The organism is Chelativorans composti (assembly GCF_039541695.1).
Taxonomy (GTDB): domain Bacteria; phylum Pseudomonadota; class Alphaproteobacteria; order Rhizobiales; family Rhizobiaceae; genus Chelativorans; species Chelativorans composti.
This window is the reverse complement of sequence record NZ_BAABGS010000012.1, coordinates 1-19,169: the sequence shown is the minus strand read 5'-3', so window position 1 is coordinate 19,169 and position 19,169 is coordinate 1. Positions and strand designations below refer to the sequence as shown.

Genomic DNA, 19,169 nt, shown 5'->3' with positions numbered 1-19,169 from the left:
TGCTTCGTTGCGCCTACGCTGCATCTGCCTGCGCGGCGCGGGCGCGGCGAATGTCAGGCGGGGTCGCCTCATCCTGCAGCATGGCGATCGCCTCGGCGAGCGACATGGAGGTCTGGTCGCGGCTGCCCAGGCGGCGGATGTTGACCGTGCTCTCCTCGGCCTCGCGCTTGCCGCAGACGAGAATGACCGGAACCTTGGCGAGGCTGTGCTCGCGGACCTTGTAGTTGATCTTCTCGTTGCGCAGGTCGGTTTCAACCGCCAGGCCCGCAGCCTTCAGCTTCGCGGCAACAGACTTCGCATAGTCGTCGGCGTCGGAGGTGATGGTCGCCACCACAACCTGAACCGGCGCCATCCAGAGCGGGAAGTGGCCGGCGAAGTTCTCGATCAGAATGCCGAGGAAACGCTCCATCGAGCCGCAGATGGCGCGGTGGATCATTACCGGCTGCTTCTTCTCGGAGTTGGCGTCGATGTAGAAGGCTCCGAAGCGCTCCGGCAGGTTGAAGTCAACCTGCGTTGTGCCGCACTGCCACTCACGGCCGATGGCATCCTTCAGCGTGTACTCGAACTTCGGACCATAGAAGGCGCCCTCGCCCGGCAGGATGCCGGTTTTGATGCGGCCGCCCGACTGTTCCTCGATCTGCTTGAGAACGCCCATCATGATCTCTTCGGCGTGATCCCAGCTCTCGTCCGAGCCGACGCGCTTCTCCGGGCGGGAGGAGAGCTTGACGACGATCTCCTCGAAGCCGAAGTCCTGATAGACCGAGAGGATCAGGTCGTTGATCTTAAGGCACTCCTCGGCCAGCTGCTCTTCCGTGCAGAAGATGTGCGCATCGTCCTGGGTAAAGCCACGCACGCGCATCAGGCCATGCAGGGCGCCGGACGGTTCGTAACGATGCACGACGCCAAATTCGGCAAGGCGAATGGGCAGTTCGCGGTAGGACTTCAGGCCATGCTTGAAGATCTGGACGTGGCCGGGGCAGTTCATCGGCTTCAGCGCGAAGATGCGCTTGTCCTCGGCTTCGTCACCGGCCGACTGCACGGCGAACATGTTCTCCTTGTACCAGCCCCAGTGGCCGGAGGTCTCCCAGAGGCTGTGATCGAGCACCTGCGGGGCATTGACCTCCTGGTAGTCCTCCGCAAGGCGGCGACGCATGTAGGAGACGAGGTTCTGGAACATCTTCCAGCCCTTGGCGTGCCAGAAGACGACGCCCGGACCCTCTTCCTGGAAATGGAAGAGGTCCATCTCGCGGCCGAGGCGGCGGTGGTCACGCTTCTCGGCTTCCTCAAGCTGGTGCAGGTAGGCGTCGAGCTGCTCCTGCGTCGCCCAGGCGGTGCCGTAGATGCGCGTCAGCATCGGGTTGTTGGCATCGCCGCGCCAGTAGGCGCCGGCCACCTTCATCAGCTTGAAGGCCTTGCCGATCTGGCCGGTGGAGACCATGTGCGGGCCGCGGCAGAGATCGAACCAGTCGCCCTGGAAGTAGATCTTGACGTCCTGGTCCTCGGGAATGGCGTCGACCAGCTCCACCTTGTAGCTCTCGCCCTTCTCGCGGAAAACCTCCTTGGCCTTCTCACGCGACCAGACTTCCTTGCGGAACGGCTTGTTGCGGTCGATGATCTCCCGCATCTTCTTCTCGATGACCGGGAGATCGTCGGGCGTAAAGGGCTCGTTGCGGGCGAAGTCGTAGTAGAAACCGTTGGCGATGACGGGACCGATGGTCACCTGCGTGCCGGGCCACAGCTCCTGTACGGCTTCGGCCAGCACATGGGCGCAGTCGTGGCGGATGAGTTCCAGCGCGCGCGGATCGTCTCGCGTGATGATCTCGATCCTGCCGTCGTGACCGACGGGATCGGCAAGATCGCGCAGCTCGCCATCGAGCGCATAGGCGACCGCCTTCTTGGCCAGCGACTTGGAAATGGATTCAGCGATGGCGGCACCGGTGATCGCGGCGTCGTAGCTGCGAACGGAACCATCGGGAAATGTCAGGGAAACGGCTCCAGCCATGATTGGTAAGCTCCTCTACCCAGTCCCGCCAACGAGCGCGGGTGGTCAAGTGTCAGACGAAGCCAGCCATTTAGCCCCTGGCGGCTAATTCGTAAAGGTCCGACCGCGCGTTTTTGGCGCATCGCCGGTTTCAGGGCGCCAGTAGCGCCAGGGCATCCACCACCGATGGCGGGGCGAAAGCGTCTCGGGCACCGGATCGAGACCGCAGGTTCCCCCGGGGCCGCAGCGCATGACGCGGAAGAGCCCCATCCAGCCGCCAGCCCAGAGGCCATGGCGGGCGATAGCCTCGTAGGCATATTCAGAGCAGGTCGGCATGTGCCGGCAGTGGTTGCCGACGAAACCGGAGAGCGTCAGCTGATAGAGGCGGACGAGCGCCGTGCCGAGAAGCCTCCCCGGCGTCTTCGGCCAGGGTCCCTGCCAGTTGCGGGATCGGCGCGTCGAGGTCATTGGCTCACCCGATGGGGCTCAGGCGGAAGGGCTCAGGCAGAGATTTTCGCCTTCTTCTTCTCGATCTGGTCGATGCAGTCCACCACCGCGTCGAAGGTCAGCATGGTGGAGGCGTGACGGGCCTTGTAGTCGCGCACCGGTTCCAGGTACTTCAGGTCCTCAAATCGCCCCCTGGGCGGCTCGCCGCCCTCCTTCAGCATGCGGAGCATGGTTTCGCGCACCTCGCGCAGCTCCTCAGCCGTGGCGCCAATGATGTTGCGTGCCATGATGGAGGATGATGCCTGACCCAGCGCGCAGGCGCGGACCTCATGGGCGAAATCGGTGACAACGCCGTTTTCCATCTTTAGATCGACCGTCACGGTCGAGCCGCACAGCTTGGAGTGCGCCGTGGCCGTGGCGTCGGGGTTCTCCAGGCGACCGCACCGGGGAATGTTGCCCGCGAAGGCAAGAATTTTCACGTTATAGACGTCGTCGATCATGATATTTTGATCCGGTACGGATTATGGCTACGGCAATCTTTCATTTTATGGTCCAGCATCATATATAGGTTCAGTATCAGACCGGGGGCAAGAAGAGGCTTCCGGTTTCACCGCACGCCACTTCGGGGGTGGACCAAGGTCTCGAGAAGGGTCGTGTACCGTTCAACTCGTCCCAGCTTCGACTGGGACTACGGGAGCGCCTGATTATGGATGCAATCATAAAGAACTTCCCTCCCCGTCCCGACAATCCGACCAGCCAGGAACAGCCTGCCGCGCCCGGCACGCCAGAAGACAACCGCCCAAGCCGCGAGGAAGTCGAGGCTGCAGTCCGCACGCTGCTGCGCTGGATCGGCGACGATCCGGACCGCGAGGGGCTCAGGGACACGCCGATGCGCGTGGCCAAGGCCTATGAGGAAATCTTCGGCGGCTACCGGCTCGATCCGGTGGAAGAACTCGGCCGCACCTTCGAGGAAGTGGCGGGGTATGACGATCTCGTCCTGATCAAGGACATCCCGTTCCATTCGCACTGCGAACACCACATGGTGCCGATCATCGGCAAGGCGCATGTCGCCTACCTGCCGGACGGCAAGGTGGTGGGCCTGTCGAAGATTGCCCGCGTTGTGGACATCTTCGCGCGCCGCCTGCAGACGCAGGAAGCGCTGACCGCGCAGATCGCCCAGACGATCCAGAATACGCTGCAGCCGCTCGGGGTGGCCGTGATGATCGAGGCCGAGCACATGTGCATGTCCATGCGCGGAATCCGCAAGCAGGGCTCGACGACCATCACGACGGCCTTTACCAAGGCGTTCAAGATGAATACGGAGGAGCAGGCACGCTTCCTCAACCTCATCCAGAACGGTCGCCAAACTACGAAATGACTGACAGCGAAAAGCCATTTCCGGCCCCTCCCGCCGACAAGCAGGCGCTTGAAGAGGGGCCGGTCTTCACGCCCAAATTCGATTCCAACGGTCTGCTGACTGCCGTCGTGACGGATGCGGACGACCGCACCCTGCTCATGGTAGCGCACATGAACGCTGAGGCGCTCGCGCTCACCCTCGAGACGGGCATCGCGCACTACTGGTCACGCTCGCGCAAGACGCTGTGGAAGAAGGGCGAGACCTCCGGCAACGTGCAGCACGTCGTGCGCATCAGCACGGATTGCGATCAGGACGCGATCGAGCTCGCCGTGCGGGTGGCCGGCGACAATGCCACATGCCATACCGGCAGGCGCTCCTGCTTCTATCGCGACGTGATCATGCAGGACGGCAAGCCGGTCCTCGTGTTCCGGGACTAAGGCGGCAAGGTTCCTCCCTGCCCGTTCCAGATCGCGGTTACACGCCCTCCTCCCCTTCTCTTGAAGCCTGCACCACATTTTCGACACGTCCCTGTTGCGAAGTGCAAGAGGCGCGGGCGAGGAGGTTGCACATGCGAAGCTGGAGCGCGACGCTGGGTCTCGACCGGAACGCCGGCAAGGAAGGCGAACCGGATGCATCTCTTCCCGCGGCCCCCGAAAGGAAGCAGCCGGAACAGGGCATTGCACTCGCGCTCGGCGGCGGAGCCGCGCGAGGCTGGGCGCATATCGGCATTCTGAAGGCCTTCGACGAGGCCGGCATTCCCATCGACATGATCGCGGGAACCTCGATCGGGGCGCTGGTCGGCGGATGCTATCTCGCCGGCAAGCTGCCGGAGCTCGAGGAATTTGCTCTCTCGCTTACCAGGCGGCGGATCTTCGGTCTGCTTGACTTCCGCTTCGGCGGCAGCGGGCTGCTTGCGGGCATGCGGCTCACCAACCGAATGCGAGAGCACCTCGAGGGCCTCAATATAGAGGACCTGCCAAAGCCGTTCGTCTGTGTGGCCTCAGAGCTTCGGACCGGGCACGAGGTGTGGCTCACCCGCGGGTCGCTGATCACCGCCATCCGCGCCTCCTATGCGCTGCCGGGTGTGTTCGCGCCCGTCATTTGCAACGGGCGGATGCTGGTGGACGGGGCGCTGGTCAATCCCGTGCCCGTCTCGGTGTGCCGGGCCTACGAGCAGCCGATCGTTGTCGGCATCAACCTCAACAACCACATCTTCGGGCGCGCCGCAGTGATCCGGCACTCTGCCGAAGCCGCCGAGTCCCTTGACCCGCCTGACAGGGACTCGGAACTCCTGCTGCCCACGCCCGAGGCAATCGCACATGTGCCGGACCGTTCGCCAAAGCCGATGGGCCTGCTCGGCGTGATGATCGAGTCCTTCAACATCATCCAGGACCGCATCACGCGCGCAAGGCTGGCGGGGGATCCACCGGATCTGACGCTGCAACTCAAGCTGGGAGACCTGGGGCTCGCCGAATTCCACCGCGCGGCGGAGGCGATCGAAATCGGCTACACGACCGGCAAGGCCCACGCGCCGGAAATCATGCACATGCTGGAGATGGTCAGCTGAAGCTTGCCCTCGCCTGCCCGCTGGCAGAAGGGGCTTGGGGATGATGGCTTGGCCGGTCAGCCTTGAGGTTCGACAAGTTCATGGTTCGACAAGCTCACCATGAGGGTTGAAGCTCCTCTGATCTGTTCATGCGGTTCCGGACGGAAAACCGGTTCCCACTTTTCCTGGAACCGGCTCTCTTGCCTGACGCGGTTCCGGACGGAAAACCGGTTCCCACTTTTCCTGGAACCGCTTTAGCGGCTCCTGGCAGCGTCGGCGATGCGGAACTGGATCGAGCGCGTGCCATTCCAGAGATTGGAGGACAGGCTGCCGGCCACATGGATTTCGGCGCCGCGGCTCGACAGCAGGAACTGGCCGAGATCCGAGTCGGCGGCGCGGAAGGCCATCGCCTGCAGGCGCGCTCCCGTAATGCTGCGAAGTTCCGCACGGATGTGGCCATTACCCACCACCCGCACGTCGGCAAGCCGGTGGCGCGGCAGCGCGAGGACGGGAGCCGCGTGACCCGGACCATAGGGCCCGGCGGATTCCAGCGCATCGAGCAGCGAGAATGTCGCCCCGTCCGCCGAAAGCGCCGCGTCGATCTTGAGCGTCTCGCCGTTGCGCAGGCCGGTGACCTCGGCGCTCGCCTTTTCCTCGAAGAAGGCCCGCAAGTCGCCGAGTTTGGAACGGTGAACGGTGATGCCCGCGGCCATCGAGTGGCCGCCGCCCTTGATCAAGAGTCCCTCCTCGACGGCAGCGCGGACGAGCCTGCCGAGGTCGAAGCCGGGAATGGAGCGGCCGGAGCCGGTGCCGATGTCGTTCACATCGAAGGAGATGGCGAAGGCCGGACGGCGGGCATGTTCCTTGAGCCGAGCGGCGATCAGGCCGACGATGCCCGGATGCCAGCGGTCGCTGGCCGTCACGATGATGCCCGGGCCGTCGCCCACGGCGAGCTCGGCATCGGCTTCAGCGCGGGCCTCGGCCAGCATCTCGTTTTCGATTGCCTGGCGCTCCTGATTGAGGCGGTCCAGCGTCTCGGCAATACTGTTGGCCTCCTCCGGACTGGTCGCGGCCAGCAGCGTGCTGCCGAGCGCAGCGTTGCCGATGCGGCCGCCCGCGTTGATGCGGGGACCTAGCAGGAAGCCGAGGTGATAGCTGTTCAAGGGCTCGCCTATGCGGGAGACGCGCGCGAGTGCGGCGAGACCCGGACGCCGCAGCTGGCGGGCAGCGAGCAGGCCCTTCACCACGAAAGCACGGTTGACGCCCACGAGCGGAACGACGTCGCACACGGTGGCGAGCGCCACGAGGTCCAGCATCTGCAGTAGATCCGGTGGCTGCGCGCCGGCGACGCGGCTGCGCAGGACACGGGCGACCTGGACCAGTGTCAGGAAGACAACGCCCGCGGCGCAGAGATGACCCTGCCCCGAGAGATCATCGTCGCGGTTGGGGTTCACGACCGGCACGTCCGGCAGGGGGCCGCCCACCTGATGGTGGTCGAGGACGACGACATCCGCGCCCGCCTCGCGGGCGGCGGCGATGGCCGCGGCGCTGTTGGTGCCGCAATCGGCGGTGATAATGAGCCTGGCGCCGCGCTGGGCGAGCTCGCGCATGGCGGCCGGATTGGGGCCATAGCCCTCGAAGATGCGGTCGGGGATGTAGACTTCCACCGGAACGCCGAAATGGCCGAGGAAGATCTTGAGCAGCGCGGAGGACACAGCGCCGTCGACATCGTAGTCGCCGAACACGGCGACGCGCTCGCGGTTCATGATCGCGCGAACGATGCGATCGGCCGCAGCTTCCATATCGGTGAGCGTCAGGGGATCGGGAAGAAGATCCCGGATGGTGGGGTCGAGAAAACGCCGCGCCTCATCCAGTCCGACGCCTCGGCCGGCCAGCACGCGTGCGACAATATCGGGAATGCCATGCGTCTGAGCGATGGCAAGCGCAGTGTTCTCCTCACGCAGGCCGAGGCGATGCTCCCATGCCATTCCCCGCGCGGAGCTGCGCACGTCGAGGAAATAACGCCGTTCACCCGGCAAAATGCGACTCGCTTCCATCATCCAGCCCTTTCAAGGGCTGAATGATAGAAGCTTGCAAGTTCTGGCGGAAAGAAAATCAGAACTTTTCCAGATCCTGATGACGTGCCTTGATCTCGCGGATGGTGCGAGAAGCAGAGCGCATCACGATGGTGTGGGTCTCGATGTAGTCGCGGGCGAACTTGACGCCCTGGAGCATGTTGCCGTCGGTCACGCCGGTCGCGGCGAAGAGCACGTCGCCCTTGGCCATCTCTTCCATCGTGTAGACCTTGTTCGGATCCTCAATGCCCATCTTGGCTGCGCGGGCGATCTTCTCCTCGGTGTTGAGCTGGAGACGGCCCTGCATCTGGCCACCGATGCAGCGCAGCGCAGCCGCAGCCAGCACGCCCTCGGGAGCGCCACCGATGCCCATGTAGATGTCGATGCCGGTGTTGTCAGGATCGGTGGTGTGGATCACGCCAGCCACGTCGCCGTCGCCGATCAGGCGGATGGCGGCACCCGTGGCGCGCACTTCCTCGATCAGGCGGGCATGGCGCGGACGGTCGAGAATGCAGGCGGTGATCTCGGACACCGGCACACCCTTGGCCCTGGCGAGGTTATGGATGTTCTCGGCGGGCGGAGCGTCCAGGCTCACGATCCTTGCCGGATAGCCCGGGCCGATCGCGATCTTTTCCATGTAGACGTCCGGCGCGTAGAGCAGGCTGCCGCGCTCGGCGATGGCGATCACGGCCAGCGAGTTCGGCAGGTTCTTGGCGCAGATGGTGGTGCCTTCGAGCGGATCGAGCGCGATGTCCACTTCCGGACCTTCGCCGAGGCCGACCTCCTCGCCGATGTAGAGCATCGGGGCCTCGTCGCGCTCGCCCTCGCCGATCACGACGGTGCCGCGGATCGGCAGGCAGTTGAGCTCGGAGCGCATCGCGTCGACCGCCGCCTGGTCGGCGGCGTTCTCGTCGCCGCGGCCGCGCAGCCGGGCGGCAGCCACGGCTGCCCGCTCCGTCACACGGGCGAGTTCCAGCGTCAGGATTCGATCAAGTCCCGCCTGGGAGCTTTTCGACATGATGAGGTAATCCTTTTCTTGCAACTGATGCAGACGGCCAATGCCGCGCAATTGCCCCCTTGTGGCAAAGACCAGTAACGACGGCAAGACCCCAGCAGGGGACTGCAACAACCTGAATCGATTGAATAAGTTGGGGACGCAAATTATTGTTTTCAAAAGCGGGGCACGCCCGGGCGGATACTCCCCCGCATCGTCCGTTGTTCCTCACCGAGACCGCCCGAAACTCGTGGCGAAACCGGGCGGCCGATTTCCACGGGCCACGGTCTGCCCATGACCGAACTGAAAATGATGGGTGTGCCAATGGCGGGAACGGTGAGCCTGGCGCCTGAAGGTCAGGCGGCCACCCGGATCAGCCTGGCCGTCTCACCTGACGCCGGTTTCGGTGTCCTTCGGGCGTCGAGCCATTCAAGATGACCGCAGACGGACGCCGGCAAAAAGCCCTCGAGCTTCGCGTGCATGACCGACCGGAACAGCCTGCGACGGTCGGCGGAAAACCGCTCGAGGCTCTGGGCACAGCCGTACAGCGTCCCTTCCCGCCGCAGCACGTTCAGCCTCTCCTCACCCGAATTGCTGGGCTTCAGATAGGCGCTGCTGTCCAGGGGCCTCAGCTCGACCGTACCGGCAGCCAGCCCCGCATGGTGAGAAAGGCCAACCGGCAGAAACTGCTCGATGGTGCGGAACCTGGGGGCGATTTGACGATGCACCGCATCCGGGTGGCTGCGGAAGAACGCCTCGAAAACGGACCGCCGCAGAACGTGAGGCGTATGCCCCACCTGGATGTAGCGGGAAAGCCGGCACAGCCGCGCCGAGAGAACCTGCGCCGTCTTGAAATGCGCTCCGTAGCTCTTCTTCGTCAGACGGTAGCGGGTGCGGATGCGGCGAAGAAGCCCCTTCAAAAGAAGCGGATAGACGGAGCGGAGCTCGCCATGGATGACCAGCTTTCCCTCGTCCGTCACAAGATCGGCTGGAGAAAGCGGCGCGTTCAGAAAGACGTCGTCGTTCAGGTAGAGGAAGGTTTCCGACAGACCGGGGATGCGCCAGATCATCGTTTCGATCGTTAATGAGTTATATGTCGGCAGATATTCCTCGTAACCTGCAAAGATCGTCCGATGGTCGACGACCTGGATTCGGCCCGGGTCGCAGATTCCCAGCGCCGTGAAATCCTCGAGATGTGGCGGAACCTGATTGTCGGTAACGATGAAGATGCGCCGGACAAAGGGCGCATACTTCAGAATGGACGCGATCGAATAATAGATTTCACCACTGTTGGCGAAGCGCGTCTCTTCCGTGCCGTTCAGCCGTCGGGCCTGCGGCAGATCGGCCGCTGCCAGCGCTTCAGCGCGCCCGAACCTGTGAACCGGATCATCACCATCGACCCAGGTGATAACCACGTCGATCGCCCCGCCCATCACATCTTTCAACTTGTTACGTTTCGCGGGAACCCGTTCGGAGTCCTGGAGCTCCGAATTGGTTCATCTGATAACTATCATATGATGAATACTTTTTCTATTGGCAAGGCAATACACTCGGGAAACATCCGCCACCAAGACTTCATCACATTTTTCTAACGGGAGACATATTGCGGCTGGCCCGAAGGCCGGCTCGGTGCCGGTGACTGAGGTCCAAACGCCCTTTTCACGTTTCAGCGAAACGAAGGGGGCGGCGGGCTCACGGTGCGACGGTTCATGACCAACACCACCAGCATGGAGCGCAGTCAGGCAGAGCCAGTCGCGACCAGGCGGGAGACAGGGCAGACCCTCAGCGGTGTCGTTCGCCAGGCCGCATCCGTCGGAGAGGAGCTGCGGCGCCGGGCGAGAAGCGGCCTCCACCGTCAGAACCGCACGTTGATTGCACCGGAGATTGTGTGGCTCATTTCGTCGCCCTGGTTGCGGCCGGTGTAGGAAACATCCAGGTTCAGCCCGTCGAACTCTGCGGTCACCCCCGCCTCCACGGATACCGTATTCACCGGAACCTGGGCTCCATACACCGTAAAGGCCGAGTTCGTGTCCAGAAATTTCAGCCGGCGCGACGTCTGCTCCCCCACCAGCGCGGCCTCATAGGCGAGACCGGCGTGCAGGTTCAGGGACATGTGATCATCGATCCTCACGCGAGACTCGCCACGGACCCCCACCCTGCTCTCCGCGGTAAGGTGGGCTCCAGACACGGCCATGAGGCCGGAGATCCCCCTGGTTTCAGGCATCTCCGCCAGATATGTCCGGGCGATCCTCAGCCCCATATGCGGGAAGATACTGACCACTTCGTCACCCATCTCGAAGCTGGCATCCACGAAGGCCTGGAGCGTGGAACCGGCGGCGGCGGCGTTAAGTCTCTCGTCGAAGAACTTTCCCGTGACGCGGCGACCCATGGCGAGGCTGTGAAGACTGGCTGACAGACCGCCCCCAAATCGCGCGGGACCATCCGTCGACATCGCGTACACCATTCCATGGAAGCTGCGGCCGGATCCACCCGCCTCCCGCCGGTTGGCGAACTCCAGCGAGGAGTAACCTGCGGCGGCGCCGACCATCCAGAGGCCGTGATCCGTTACCTCCACACCCGCCAGGAAAGTCCCTGAACTCGCATCCACGCCGGTTCCGCCCGCCTCGCCTGCCGCAAAGGACTCGTCAGTGAGCTGACTGGCCGTCCAGATCCGGCGCTTCGGCTGGACACAGCGCAGATCCAGCCGCCCGGGATCGTCCCGGCTCCAGCAGGAGCCCAGACCCTCCGGGCTTTCCGCAGTGGCAAGCCGGAAGCGGTCTCGCGCTGCATCCGGCAGGGCCCCGGTGCTGCCTGTCAGAACCGCAAAGGTGCTGGCATGGATTTCGCCCGGCAGACGCTCGAAGAGGTGCTGCAGCTCATCCCAGGAGGAGCTCAGCATGACCTGCCGCAGCGGATGCCCTTCAGGCAGACGGTCAACCGCGGCGGCTGCCGCCTTCTGGTTCCGCTTCTCGAAAACGGCCGGTGCGGAAACCTCGTTGCGGAAGAACGAAACCACCACCGCGCCGGTCTCGTACTGCAACTGGGGTATCAGGAAAACCAGATTGGTGGTGAAGCTGTCGAAGGTTCCACTCACCCCGCCCGCGGCCGTGATCGCCTCATAGCGCCGGCCCTCAAGGATGACCTCGTCGCCGGCAGTAAGCTGGAGAACACCACCCAGGATATGGACGGCTCCGCCGGCAACCAGACGGTCCGCCGCGCCCGTGCTGTCGATCTGAAAGTCGTAGAGTGACCCCGACATGAAGGTGACGTCGCCGGAGACCGAGAGCGTACCCGGCAGACCGGGTGTGCCGGGCGAATGCGTGCCGGCAACCGTGAGCGACCCGAGCACGCCGTTGCCGGCGATCGTGGCGCCATGGCCTACATCGACACGAGCGTGGGCGAAGCCGGAATCCACCACAAGCGTGCCCGCCTGCACATCGGCGGAGCCGGTAAAGTTCTCACCGGGACCTGAAAGGCTGAATGTTCCTGCACCCGTCTTGACCAGCGTGCCGGTCCCCTGGATCGGTCCAGAGTAGGCACCGTCCTGCGCCATATCGACAATCAGACGGGAGGTATCCTCCAGGCTAAGCGTTCCGGTCCCTTCAAGCCGGCTCACCTTTTGCGTGCTGCCGTTCCGGGTGATCACCAGACCCTCGTTGAAGAGCTCGTTCATGTCGAGGGCGTTGTCGACCACGGTCCACAGCTCACCCTTGGGATCCACCTTCACCAGACCCGTTCCAAGGGAGCCCGCAGCCGCCGCCTGGAGCAGCAGGTTGTCGAAGACATGGGTCTCGAAATCCGTTACCGGCGCATCACGGTAATCGTAGAGCAGGACATCGGGAAAGATCGAACGGATCCATTGCCAGTGATCGCTCATGCTGGCGCCTGACGATGCCACCCCGTTCTGACCATGCATTTCGGCGATGATCGACCACACGCCGCCCTGATTTTGCCACCAGGCCGATCCGCTGTCGCCGCTGCCCGAGCGGGCCCACTTCCCGCTCGCTCCTCCATTGGCTGCATCGTAACCCGCGCGAAGTGCACCCCCGCCAAAGATCTCCGTGATGATTGACTCTCCCATCGACCGTCTGGGTTCCGGCGCATCCGGACTTGGCGCAACCAGCGGACCGACGCCTGCGACACCCCATGTGCCATATCCAAGCAATGTCACAGGCTTGCCAACCACATTCGTGCCGATGTAGAGCCGCGGACGCGCCACCGGCGTACCGTCAGGCAGCGTGAGATCCGCAACCTTGGGAACGGTAAGAATGGCGATGTCCCTGGCGGGCGGAAATGAATCATCCAGATCCGCCACGTCCGCCGGCCGATAACTGGTTCCTCCCCCGCTCGCCACCACCCCGGCCGACCAGTTGCCGTCAGACAGCCGATGCAGGACGACCTGGCCATCATAGGTCCCAACCTCGCCTCGCTCCACGCAATGGGCCGCAGTCAGGATGTAGCAAACACTCCCGTCGGCACTGTCACCCAGCCAGGTACCGGTGCAGCCCGGAATGCGCACGACGGACATGAACTGCGGGGCCATGCTGGCCTCGCGCAGGCTCCGCATGACCTGCAGGATGTCCGCCACGTAGCCGGCCTGATCGGTCCCTTGCCCTCCCAACAGTCGGTAGTAATCCTCGCTGATGAAAATCGCGAGCGCGGGCCGCGAAACGCTCCAAAGCAGCGCGCCGATGAGAATGACCCGCCATGCGGCCTTCGCCGGCTTCCGAAACGCCGCGGAAGTGGTTCTCCGTCGCAACCTGATCCGCCGGCGACGACGCCAATCGCCAGTCCAGTGCTTTGTGCCCGACAAGCGCAATACGGCCCAAGTCTCCACCTACGATACGGTCGAGACGTTCTACCTGCATCGGGTTGGGCTGCGAGGCTACGCTACGCGAACGCATACGGATCGCCCGTTGGGGTCCGCATGCTGTAACACTGTAAGTCCGACAGGCCATGTCAGGAATTCCGAAGGCCCCAGGCCATGCAGGTCGCGGAAGACAGGTACTGCTGACAAGCGCAGGCTCCGCGCCCCAATCCCCTATTTTTCCGCAGCTTCGGCCGAGAATCGGATTCTGCACTTCCGGCACCGCATGGGCCATGACGCAGATCCGGCTGAAACACCGCGTCAAGCAACAAACCAATGAATATCGTGGAGGAAGGTGGTACGCCCAAGGGGAATCGAACCCCTGTTTCCGCCGTGAAAGGGCCAATCCACAATTGTTGGGCGCCCATCCGACATTGATTTCATTGGCTTTTTTGGCGATGTCGTATGGAAAATCACGACAAATTCAACCGTTCACTGATCAGTAACCGGCCAATTGTACAAGTAGCAGAATCACGACAAAAGCAGCCGCCGCGAGGGAGCCGATCCCTCGCAGAATCGGCGAAAGGAAGGCGATCACGAACAGGGCCGCAATGGCCAACAGGATTCCGCCAGCTACCTCAAGCATTCTCATTCCTCCTCTAAAATGTCACCAAGATGATCTGCCGAGTGGTGCCCGTAGACCCGCTCGACGGTTGCAAGTGTGTCTCCGAGGAGACGTGCCACCGAGTAGATGGGCTTCCCCTCCTGTAGGAGATGGGTCGCTCTCGTGTGGCGCATGATGTGGGGGTGGGCCTTGAAGTCGGGGATACCCGCCCGCCTCATCAATTCGCGGTACGGCCGGTAGAAGTCCGAGCACCGGAACAGTCGCCCCTCCCTGCCCGTGGCCAGGAGGAATTTCAGCGCCGGCTCCATCGGCTTCAGAATCGGAACGATCGGCTGGCGCTTCTTCGTGTCCACCTTCCCCGGCTGCTTCAGGAGGATGCGCTTCTGATCCATCCGGATTTGGCTTCGGGTCAGGTTCTCGATCGAGCGCCGACGCGCGCCGGTGTAGTACAGGAGCGTGATGAAGGGTTCGATCTCGCCGGCGTTCGGGTCGTCGGGGGACTTCTCGCGCTCCTCCTCGGCCCATATCGCGGCCTCCTCGAAGATCCGGAACAGCTCCTCCCGGTCATAGAAAGGGGCTTCGTCGTCCTCGCCAAGGCGCTTCTCTTGCGGGTAGTCCACCTGGACATCGTAGTCGGTGCGCTTCATCCACTTGGCATGGTTGACCGCGGCCACGAGCACATTCAGCTCGCGCCAAACGGTCGAGGGGGAAGCCTCTTTCTTTTTCCGGCGCTTGCCTCCGCCTATCCGGCCCGTCACCCTGGCCTCCGTGTACGCCTGGCTGGTCGGCACGTCTATCGAGGTCACGGGCGCGTCCTTGAAGAACGCCTTCAGGTGCGCGATGGCGTCCTTCTGGCGCTGCGCGTCGGCGCAGTTTTTCACTACGTGCTCCTCGAAGTAGTCGTCCAACGCCCGCTCGACGGTAAGCTGGCCGGTCTGCCCGCGCCGGATTTCGTGGCCCTTGATCAGGAACTCCGCGAAACGAGCCTGCGCTTCAGCACTATCTCTCGTACGTAGGCTGATGCGCTTTGTTTCCCCTGTGCGTTCATCGTACCAGCAAGCATAATGGATGCCGTTTTCCCTCGTATCGAGCCACGGGCCTGGCCTTTTAGGTCTAGCCATTCTTGAATCTTCTCCCTTCCGAATCTCATATGCCCGCCTCTTGTCCTGTAGGATGGTGTGAACTTCCCTTCGCTGACACAGCAGGCCACGGTTCTGACGGAAACTCCTACCGCGGCGGCGAACTCACTAATGCGCACGGCTTTCTTCTTCGAGCATTTGTAGGATTTTGATGGCAGTAGGCCAGGACACTTCCTGGTTGACGCGAAACCACACCCGACCGCCGCCCAGGTCTTTGACCTCGCGCGTCGGAACCGCGGCTTTCGGCGCAGGGCGGATGGAGTTCGGAAGCAGGTCCGTAGGCTCCACGCCAAGGGCCTTGGCCATGGCCTCCAGTCGTTCGCGCCCCGGCAGCGCGCGCATGTTCACGTACACGGAGACGTTATCCCGGTGCACCGCCTTGCCCTGCGGCATGAATTTGGACGCCTCCCTCGCCAGATCGCTCTGGTTCCACCCCTTAGCCACCATGGCCGCTTGCAGGCGGCGAGCAAACTCCAAGGCAACGACGTCCTTGGGCGCGTTCTCTGGGACACCCCCACTCGGTTCCGCATGAATTATGTTTCTACGTGCCATGTGTCGTATCCCTCCGTGATCGATGTTTGTCAATTTTTTACGACAAAAAGCGACAAATTTATGCTAACGTAAGCCCCCTGCGATTCGTGGATGTAAAAAACTTTTAATTTTCCGGCACAAAAGGCCGGGAAGCCATCGTAAAAGTCGTATCGGCACCTATCCTACACGGGCAGGTAAAGCCACCCAATCTGTTCTCTCCTCGACCTTCGGCTCCTCAACAAGGACGCTCCAGCGAGACGTAATCCCGCGCTTAGGGTGGATGAAGAAAAGCACTTGGCTTGGCCGTGACGGAACCGCTCTCAGGCTGTTCTTCGCGTATTCGTCGAACCCTTTCAGTGCGTTATTGATGATGGCTCGCGGCAACCACAGCTCTTGGTGCCAATGCGCGCCCAGAAGGAGGTCATACGGCCGGCCCAAGGACGTGGACTGGCCTCTGGTCTTGATCTCGCCTTTGTCATCGCGTCCAGCTATGCCGCTGTTGGCATAGCCACAATGTAGAATTTTAGGGAGGAGACCGAAATGGAAAATTACACACCGAAACACCTAAAGCGCTGGACCCGTCCGGAATGCTACATTGGCGCATCGTGGCCAGGCTACTGTTCCGCGGGCGTTGGCCAGCATCGTGACAGCGACGCGCTGGCGCGCTCAAACTTTTCCTGCATGATCACCGCATTGGGCGGGGAGTCGGAGACCGTCAAGGTGGTGCGCGAGTCACATTGGGCCGTCGGCTGGATCGAATGGATCGCGATCCATGAGGGCGACAGCAAAGCGCTTGCAATCGCCGACGACATCGCCGCCAAGCTCGAATCCTATCCAGTCATAGACGAGGACCATTGGTCCGAGCTGGAAACGGAGGAGGCGGACAAATTCTGGAAAGAATGCTTCTCGCCACTGATCGGCCCCCACGGACGGGTCCAGCTAGAGCAAGATCTTATAGCCACGTGCTCGGAATATTTCGGTCGCATGGGCAAGGTTTTCTCCTATGAGGAACTCGTCCACTGCACCAGCATCGACATCCAGATGTTCGTGCGGGAGATCTTTTATTACGGCGCGATCGTGGTCCCGGAGTTGCCCTCAACCGACAGCGAACTCACCACGGCTTCGTCCGCTTCGATGCCGATCGAAATAGGCATACACTCGTAGTAGACCTTCAGAACCCGGCGGTTCGTGGCTCGATCTACCACAGGCTGTTTCGACAGGCGCTTCCCGGCTTGCCACTCCTGACATTGTTCCGAGGTCATGATTTGATGATGGACGACACGGGCATCGTCCTGCGTCGCGTAGTCATTCGCCAAAATCGTAACGACGGTTGCAATGACGGTCTTGAGCATGGGAGGGGCTTCCTGTTGAAACAGAACTGTGGCGATCGGATCGACATCGCCGGCGGCGGAACGCCGGAGCAGTTCAGTTGGTGGTCATGGGCCTTTCTGCCCTTCCTGCTGTAGGAACCACGGCCCTTCCTTCGGCCGGACAATCTTCTGGCGCAATGACTGCTGGGCAAGAGCCCGGGCGACCGGATTTCGGCGGTTCATGAGCTTCTCCTTTCGTTGAACCAAGGTGTAGGTAGCTATCCGGCTATCTAGCTAGATAGCTATCTTGTTATAGCATTTATCGCATTGGAGCGCGCGTGGTGCTATGCGGCGCGTTCACCGCTGCCCCAGGCGCGCTTGAGCGCCTCGACGCCCCGCATCGCTTCTTCCTTGTCGAAGTTCGGGTGCCGGGACCAGAAGGCGAGCTTCTTCTCCGCAATCGTCATTTCGAGGCGCGCCTGTCGCTTCTCGAGTTCAGTGGCGCGCGGGTTCTTCGGGAGCAGAGGGATAGAAAAAGTGCATATGCGCCTCCGTTGTTGCTGACGCTCAATCGTCGCACATGCAAGCGCATGTGTCGGTTGGATCAGGCCGGGACTTCGTGGGACGCGCCGACAAAAAAAGGTGGGGCGCGAGGCCCCACCCTCGCACACCGGTCGCAAGGCGGATCAACGACCGGCAGGCACTTCGACGAACGGCACGGCGCCGTTCGGAACCATTGTCGCCGGCAGGATGCCGTTCCAGGTCTTTGCCGCGGTGAGCTTCACGAGGTCCGGGAACTGGCGCAGCTTCGAGGCCGTGGAATACGCAACCCTCGAATGANTGCTCGAGCCGATCGGGAACATCCCGCCCGCCGAAGCCGAGGCAAACTTCTACGCGGCTCTGGAAACTGAAGCCATGGCCGCGTAACTAAACCAAATCAGCCTCCGGCAAACCCGGCGCGGTTCACCGCGATCTCCTTGTCGAGCTTCTCTATCTTACTCTGATAGAATTCGCGTGAGCCTTTTGGGGCGTTTCGACCGAGAGCGCGGTCGACAAGGGAAGGATCGCCGCCTTCTCGCGCCAGCTCCATCTTGATGACCAGTTCGGATCGTTCCTGCCTACCCTTGTCGAGCGCCTTGTCGAGCTCAAAGAGGCGCTTGCGTGTTTCCTGATAGATACCTGGCGCGATGGAGGAGAAGGCGTAGTCCAGGGCCTTGTTGAGGTCCTTCTGGTACTTGTCCTTGTCGAAGTAGGTCAGCAGCCCGCCTTCAGGAGCCTCGTCATACTTTCGCACCGTATTCCGGATGTCTGGTAACTGGTCGGCAAACAACTCAATGATTGGAGCGACGTCGAAGTCTTGCTGTTGCGCGCTGGCGGTAGTGAGTGATGCCGCCAAGATTGCTGCTACCAGAATTTTCCGCATGAATGCCTCCCGTCATTAGTCTCACATAGCCTGCCAAGCATCCCTTTGCCAAGGTTGAAGCATTCGGTTCCCACTGTGCTTGTGGTTTTCTGTTCTAAACAGAATGATCAGTGGAACGAGCACAGTGCATGGCTACCCGGCCAAGGATGTAGTCGAAGCGGATCAATGCGGATGCGGAAAAGGTCGAGCATCACAGGTAAACAGCAAGAGAGCGGAATAAAACCTGCGGGACGAGATTTCTGCCGTTGAAATTTTAGCAAAGGAGTACGAAATGTATATCGAAGAAGAACTTCTAATAGATCATGACTTTAGCGAATATGTTGAAAAACAGTTTGCAAATCTTCCAGATCAGAATACTACCTTATCAGGCGAAGCTTTATCTGAAATGTTGCACCAATGGGCATCCAAGTTTGTGAGCTCAAAACCTGATCCGATTAAGGTGCTGCTGGCTAACCAAGATTTGGTGAACAGCTCGAAGTGGCCTGACCCCATAGGGTGGTCCGGTTTCAATCTTAGTTCATGATCGGCCTTGGGGCTATTGCCTGGGCAGATGACGGTGCTGCTCCGCTTGCTGGCGCAGGCCAGATGATGGCCTCGGGTGCCGGTGGCTTGTATCCAAGCGACGAGTGTGGCCTCTCGGTGTTGTAGTATCGCCGCCAGGCTTCGATGATGATCTTGGCCTCGGCGAGGCTGTAGAAGATCTCACCGTCAAGCAGTTCGTCGCGGAGCTTCGAGTTGAAGCTCTCGCAGTAGCCGTTCTCCCAAGGGCTTCCAGGTTCGATGAACGCTGTCTTTGCGCCGACGGCTACGATCCACTCCCGTACAGCCTTGGCGATGAACTCCGGGCCGTTGTCGGAACGGATGTGCTCAGGCACGCCGCGCAGGATGAACAGGTCGGACAGGACGTCGATGACGTCGGTGGAGTTGAGCTTGC

Annotated in this window: 19 protein-coding genes, 1 tRNA gene and 1 pseudogene; 7 read left to right on the top strand and 14 right to left on the bottom strand. The window is 62.0% G+C overall.

Annotated elements, in window-relative coordinates; all coding sequences use genetic code 11:
- Positions 1-13: 13 nt before the first annotated feature.
- The 3 genes from thrS to ABD906_RS02575 all read right to left on the bottom strand — a co-directional run bounded on the left by thrS (position 14) and on the right by ABD906_RS02575 (position 2,928).
- On the bottom strand, positions 14-2,002 hold the full coding sequence (thrS, locus tag ABD906_RS02585; RefSeq protein ID WP_345098060.1) for a threonine--tRNA ligase: 1,989 nt from the start codon (positions 2,000-2,002) through the stop codon (positions 14-16).
- Positions 2,003-2,086: 84 nt separating this feature from the next.
- On the bottom strand, positions 2,087-2,449 hold the full coding sequence (gene yidD, locus ABD906_RS02580) for a membrane protein insertion efficiency factor YidD (protein ID WP_345098059.1): 363 nt from the start codon (positions 2,447-2,449) through the stop codon (positions 2,087-2,089).
- Between the two features lie 32 nt (positions 2,450-2,481).
- Entirely contained in the window at positions 2,482-2,928 is a 447-nt protein-coding gene (locus tag ABD906_RS02575; protein WP_345098058.1) for an iron-sulfur cluster assembly scaffold protein, read from the bottom strand.
- A 206-nt stretch (positions 2,929-3,134) separates the two neighbouring features.
- Between ABD906_RS02575 and folE the strand changes: the two genes are divergently transcribed.
- From folE to ABD906_RS02560, 3 genes are all read left to right on the top strand, one after another.
- Positions 3,135-3,806 (top strand): GTP cyclohydrolase I FolE, encoded by a 672-nt coding sequence (gene folE / locus ABD906_RS02570; RefSeq protein ID WP_345098057.1) that lies wholly within the window; start codon positions 3,135-3,137, stop codon positions 3,804-3,806.
- Positions 3,803-4,222 carry a phosphoribosyl-AMP cyclohydrolase gene (gene hisI / locus ABD906_RS02565; protein WP_345098056.1) on the top strand — a complete coding sequence of 140 codons (420 nt, stop codon included), beginning with the start codon at positions 3,803-3,805 and terminating at the stop codon, positions 4,220-4,222. The genes folE and hisI overlap by 4 nt, the downstream gene beginning before the upstream one ends.
- A 131-nt stretch (positions 4,223-4,353) precedes the next feature.
- Complete coding sequence (locus ABD906_RS02560; RefSeq protein ID WP_345098055.1) at positions 4,354-5,352, top strand: patatin family protein; 999 nt, start codon at positions 4,354-4,356, stop codon at positions 5,350-5,352.
- A 233-nt stretch (positions 5,353-5,585) separates the two neighbouring features.
- Here ABD906_RS02560 and recJ read toward each other — a convergent pair whose 3' ends face one another.
- The 8 genes from recJ to ABD906_RS02520 form a co-directional block, all read right to left on the bottom strand.
- Positions 5,586-7,391, bottom strand: a complete 1,806-nt coding sequence (gene recJ, locus ABD906_RS02555; RefSeq protein WP_378188773.1) for a single-stranded-DNA-specific exonuclease RecJ — start codon at positions 7,389-7,391, stop codon at positions 5,586-5,588.
- A gap of 55 nt (positions 7,392-7,446) precedes the next feature.
- A complete protein-coding gene (glpX, locus tag ABD906_RS02550) occupies positions 7,447-8,424 on the bottom strand; it encodes a class II fructose-bisphosphatase (protein ID WP_345098054.1) in 978 nt (325 codons plus the stop codon).
- A gap of 332 nt (positions 8,425-8,756) precedes the next feature.
- Positions 8,757-9,833 (bottom strand): stealth family protein, encoded by a 1,077-nt coding sequence (locus tag ABD906_RS02545; protein WP_345098053.1) that lies wholly within the window; start codon positions 9,831-9,833, stop codon positions 8,757-8,759.
- Between the two features lie 422 nt (positions 9,834-10,255).
- Complete coding sequence (locus ABD906_RS02540; RefSeq protein ID WP_345098052.1) at positions 10,256-13,021, bottom strand: autotransporter outer membrane beta-barrel domain-containing protein; 2,766 nt, start codon at positions 13,019-13,021, stop codon at positions 10,256-10,258.
- A 542-nt stretch (positions 13,022-13,563) separates the two neighbouring features.
- Positions 13,564-13,631 (bottom strand) — tRNA-Glu (locus ABD906_RS02535).
- 75 nt (positions 13,632-13,706) lie between these two features.
- Positions 13,707-13,853 carry a hypothetical protein gene (locus ABD906_RS02530; protein ID WP_345098051.1) on the bottom strand — a complete coding sequence of 49 codons (147 nt, stop codon included), beginning with the start codon at positions 13,851-13,853 and terminating at the stop codon, positions 13,707-13,709.
- A 2-nt stretch (positions 13,854-13,855) separates the two neighbouring features.
- A complete protein-coding gene (locus tag ABD906_RS02525) occupies positions 13,856-14,953 on the bottom strand; it encodes a tyrosine-type recombinase/integrase (RefSeq protein WP_345098050.1) in 1,098 nt (365 codons plus the stop codon).
- A 126-nt stretch (positions 14,954-15,079) separates the two neighbouring features.
- On the bottom strand, positions 15,080-15,448 hold the full coding sequence (locus ABD906_RS02520) for a helix-turn-helix domain-containing protein (RefSeq protein ID WP_345098049.1): 369 nt from the start codon (positions 15,446-15,448) through the stop codon (positions 15,080-15,082).
- 594 nt (positions 15,449-16,042) lie between these two features.
- On the opposite strand from ABD906_RS02520, the gene ABD906_RS02515 reads away from it, so the two are divergent.
- Both ABD906_RS02515 and ABD906_RS02510 read left to right on the top strand, forming a co-directional pair.
- Entirely contained in the window at positions 16,043-16,666 is a 624-nt protein-coding gene (locus ABD906_RS02515; RefSeq protein WP_345098048.1) for a hypothetical protein, read from the top strand.
- Between the two features lie 104 nt (positions 16,667-16,770).
- On the top strand, positions 16,771-16,968 hold the full coding sequence (locus tag ABD906_RS02510; RefSeq protein WP_345098047.1) for a hypothetical protein: 198 nt from the start codon (positions 16,771-16,773) through the stop codon (positions 16,966-16,968).
- Positions 16,969-17,156: 188 nt separating this feature from the next.
- Here the strand turns inward: ABD906_RS02510 and ABD906_RS02505 are convergent, their stop codons facing one another.
- Positions 17,157-17,279, bottom strand: coding sequence for a hypothetical protein (locus tag ABD906_RS02505; RefSeq protein WP_345098046.1), 123 nt, complete (start codon positions 17,277-17,279; stop codon positions 17,157-17,159).
- Between the two features lie 295 nt (positions 17,280-17,574).
- Between ABD906_RS02505 and ABD906_RS02500 the strand changes: the two are divergent.
- Positions 17,575-17,739 (top strand): annotated as a pseudogene (locus tag ABD906_RS02500) (IS3 family transposase); the annotation flags it as partial.
- A 10-nt stretch (positions 17,740-17,749) separates the two neighbouring features.
- Here the strand turns inward: ABD906_RS02500 and ABD906_RS02495 are convergent.
- Complete coding sequence (locus ABD906_RS02495; protein ID WP_345098045.1) at positions 17,750-18,235, bottom strand: hypothetical protein; 486 nt, start codon at positions 18,233-18,235, stop codon at positions 17,750-17,752.
- A gap of 271 nt (positions 18,236-18,506) precedes the next feature.
- On the opposite strand from ABD906_RS02495, the gene ABD906_RS02490 reads away from it, so the two are divergent.
- On the top strand, positions 18,507-18,758 hold the full coding sequence (locus tag ABD906_RS02490; protein WP_345098044.1) for a hypothetical protein: 252 nt from the start codon (positions 18,507-18,509) through the stop codon (positions 18,756-18,758).
- Here ABD906_RS02490 and ABD906_RS02485 read toward each other — a convergent pair.
- Positions 18,748-19,169, bottom strand: a 422-nt coding sequence (locus ABD906_RS02485; protein ID WP_345098043.1) for an integrase core domain-containing protein, incomplete at its 5' end; no start/stop codon positions are given. The two genes, ABD906_RS02490 and ABD906_RS02485, sit on opposite strands and share 11 nt — an antisense overlap.

What these genes read in the sequence shown, in the direction of transcription:
- ABD906_RS02545 (WP_345098053.1), bottom strand. Translation starts at nt 9,833, where the DNA reads ATGGGCGGGGCGATCGACGTGGTTATCACCTGGGTCGATGGTGATGAT.
- ABD906_RS02490 (WP_345098044.1), top strand. Translation starts at nt 18,507, where the DNA reads ATGTATATCGAAGAAGAACTTCTAATAGATCATGACTTTAGCGAATAT.
- ABD906_RS02530 (WP_345098051.1), bottom strand. Translation starts at nt 13,853, where the DNA reads ATGCTTGAGGTAGCTGGCGGAATCCTGTTGGCCATTGCGGCCCTGTTC.
- ABD906_RS02560 (WP_345098055.1), top strand. Translation starts at nt 4,354, where the DNA reads ATGCGAAGCTGGAGCGCGACGCTGGGTCTCGACCGGAACGCCGGCAAG.
- ABD906_RS02510 (WP_345098047.1), top strand. Translation starts at nt 16,771, where the DNA reads ATGATGGACGACACGGGCATCGTCCTGCGTCGCGTAGTCATTCGCCAA.
- ABD906_RS02525 (WP_345098050.1), bottom strand. Translation starts at nt 14,953, where the DNA reads ATGGCTAGACCTAAAAGGCCAGGCCCGTGGCTCGATACGAGGGAAAAC.
- hisI (WP_345098056.1), top strand. Translation starts at nt 3,803, where the DNA reads ATGACTGACAGCGAAAAGCCATTTCCGGCCCCTCCCGCCGACAAGCAG.
- ABD906_RS02495 (WP_345098045.1), bottom strand. Translation starts at nt 18,235, where the DNA reads ATGCGGAAAATTCTGGTAGCAGCAATCTTGGCGGCATCACTCACTACC.
- folE (WP_345098057.1), top strand. Translation starts at nt 3,135, where the DNA reads ATGGATGCAATCATAAAGAACTTCCCTCCCCGTCCCGACAATCCGACC.
- thrS (WP_345098060.1), bottom strand. Translation starts at nt 2,002, where the DNA reads ATGGCTGGAGCCGTTTCCCTGACATTTCCCGATGGTTCCGTTCGCAGC.
- ABD906_RS02505 (WP_345098046.1), bottom strand. Translation starts at nt 17,279, where the DNA reads ATGACGATTGCGGAGAAGAAGCTCGCCTTCTGGTCCCGGCACCCGAAC.
- glpX (WP_345098054.1), bottom strand. Translation starts at nt 8,424, where the DNA reads ATGTCGAAAAGCTCCCAGGCGGGACTTGATCGAATCCTGACGCTGGAA.
- ABD906_RS02575 (WP_345098058.1), bottom strand. Translation starts at nt 2,928, where the DNA reads ATGATCGACGACGTCTATAACGTGAAAATTCTTGCCTTCGCGGGCAAC.
- recJ (WP_378188773.1), bottom strand. Translation starts at nt 7,391, where the DNA reads ATGATGGAAGCGAGTCGCATTTTGCCGGGTGAACGGCGTTATTTCCTC.
- ABD906_RS02515 (WP_345098048.1), top strand. Translation starts at nt 16,043, where the DNA reads ATGGAAAATTACACACCGAAACACCTAAAGCGCTGGACCCGTCCGGAA.
- yidD (WP_345098059.1), bottom strand. Translation starts at nt 2,449, where the DNA reads ATGACCTCGACGCGCCGATCCCGCAACTGGCAGGGACCCTGGCCGAAG.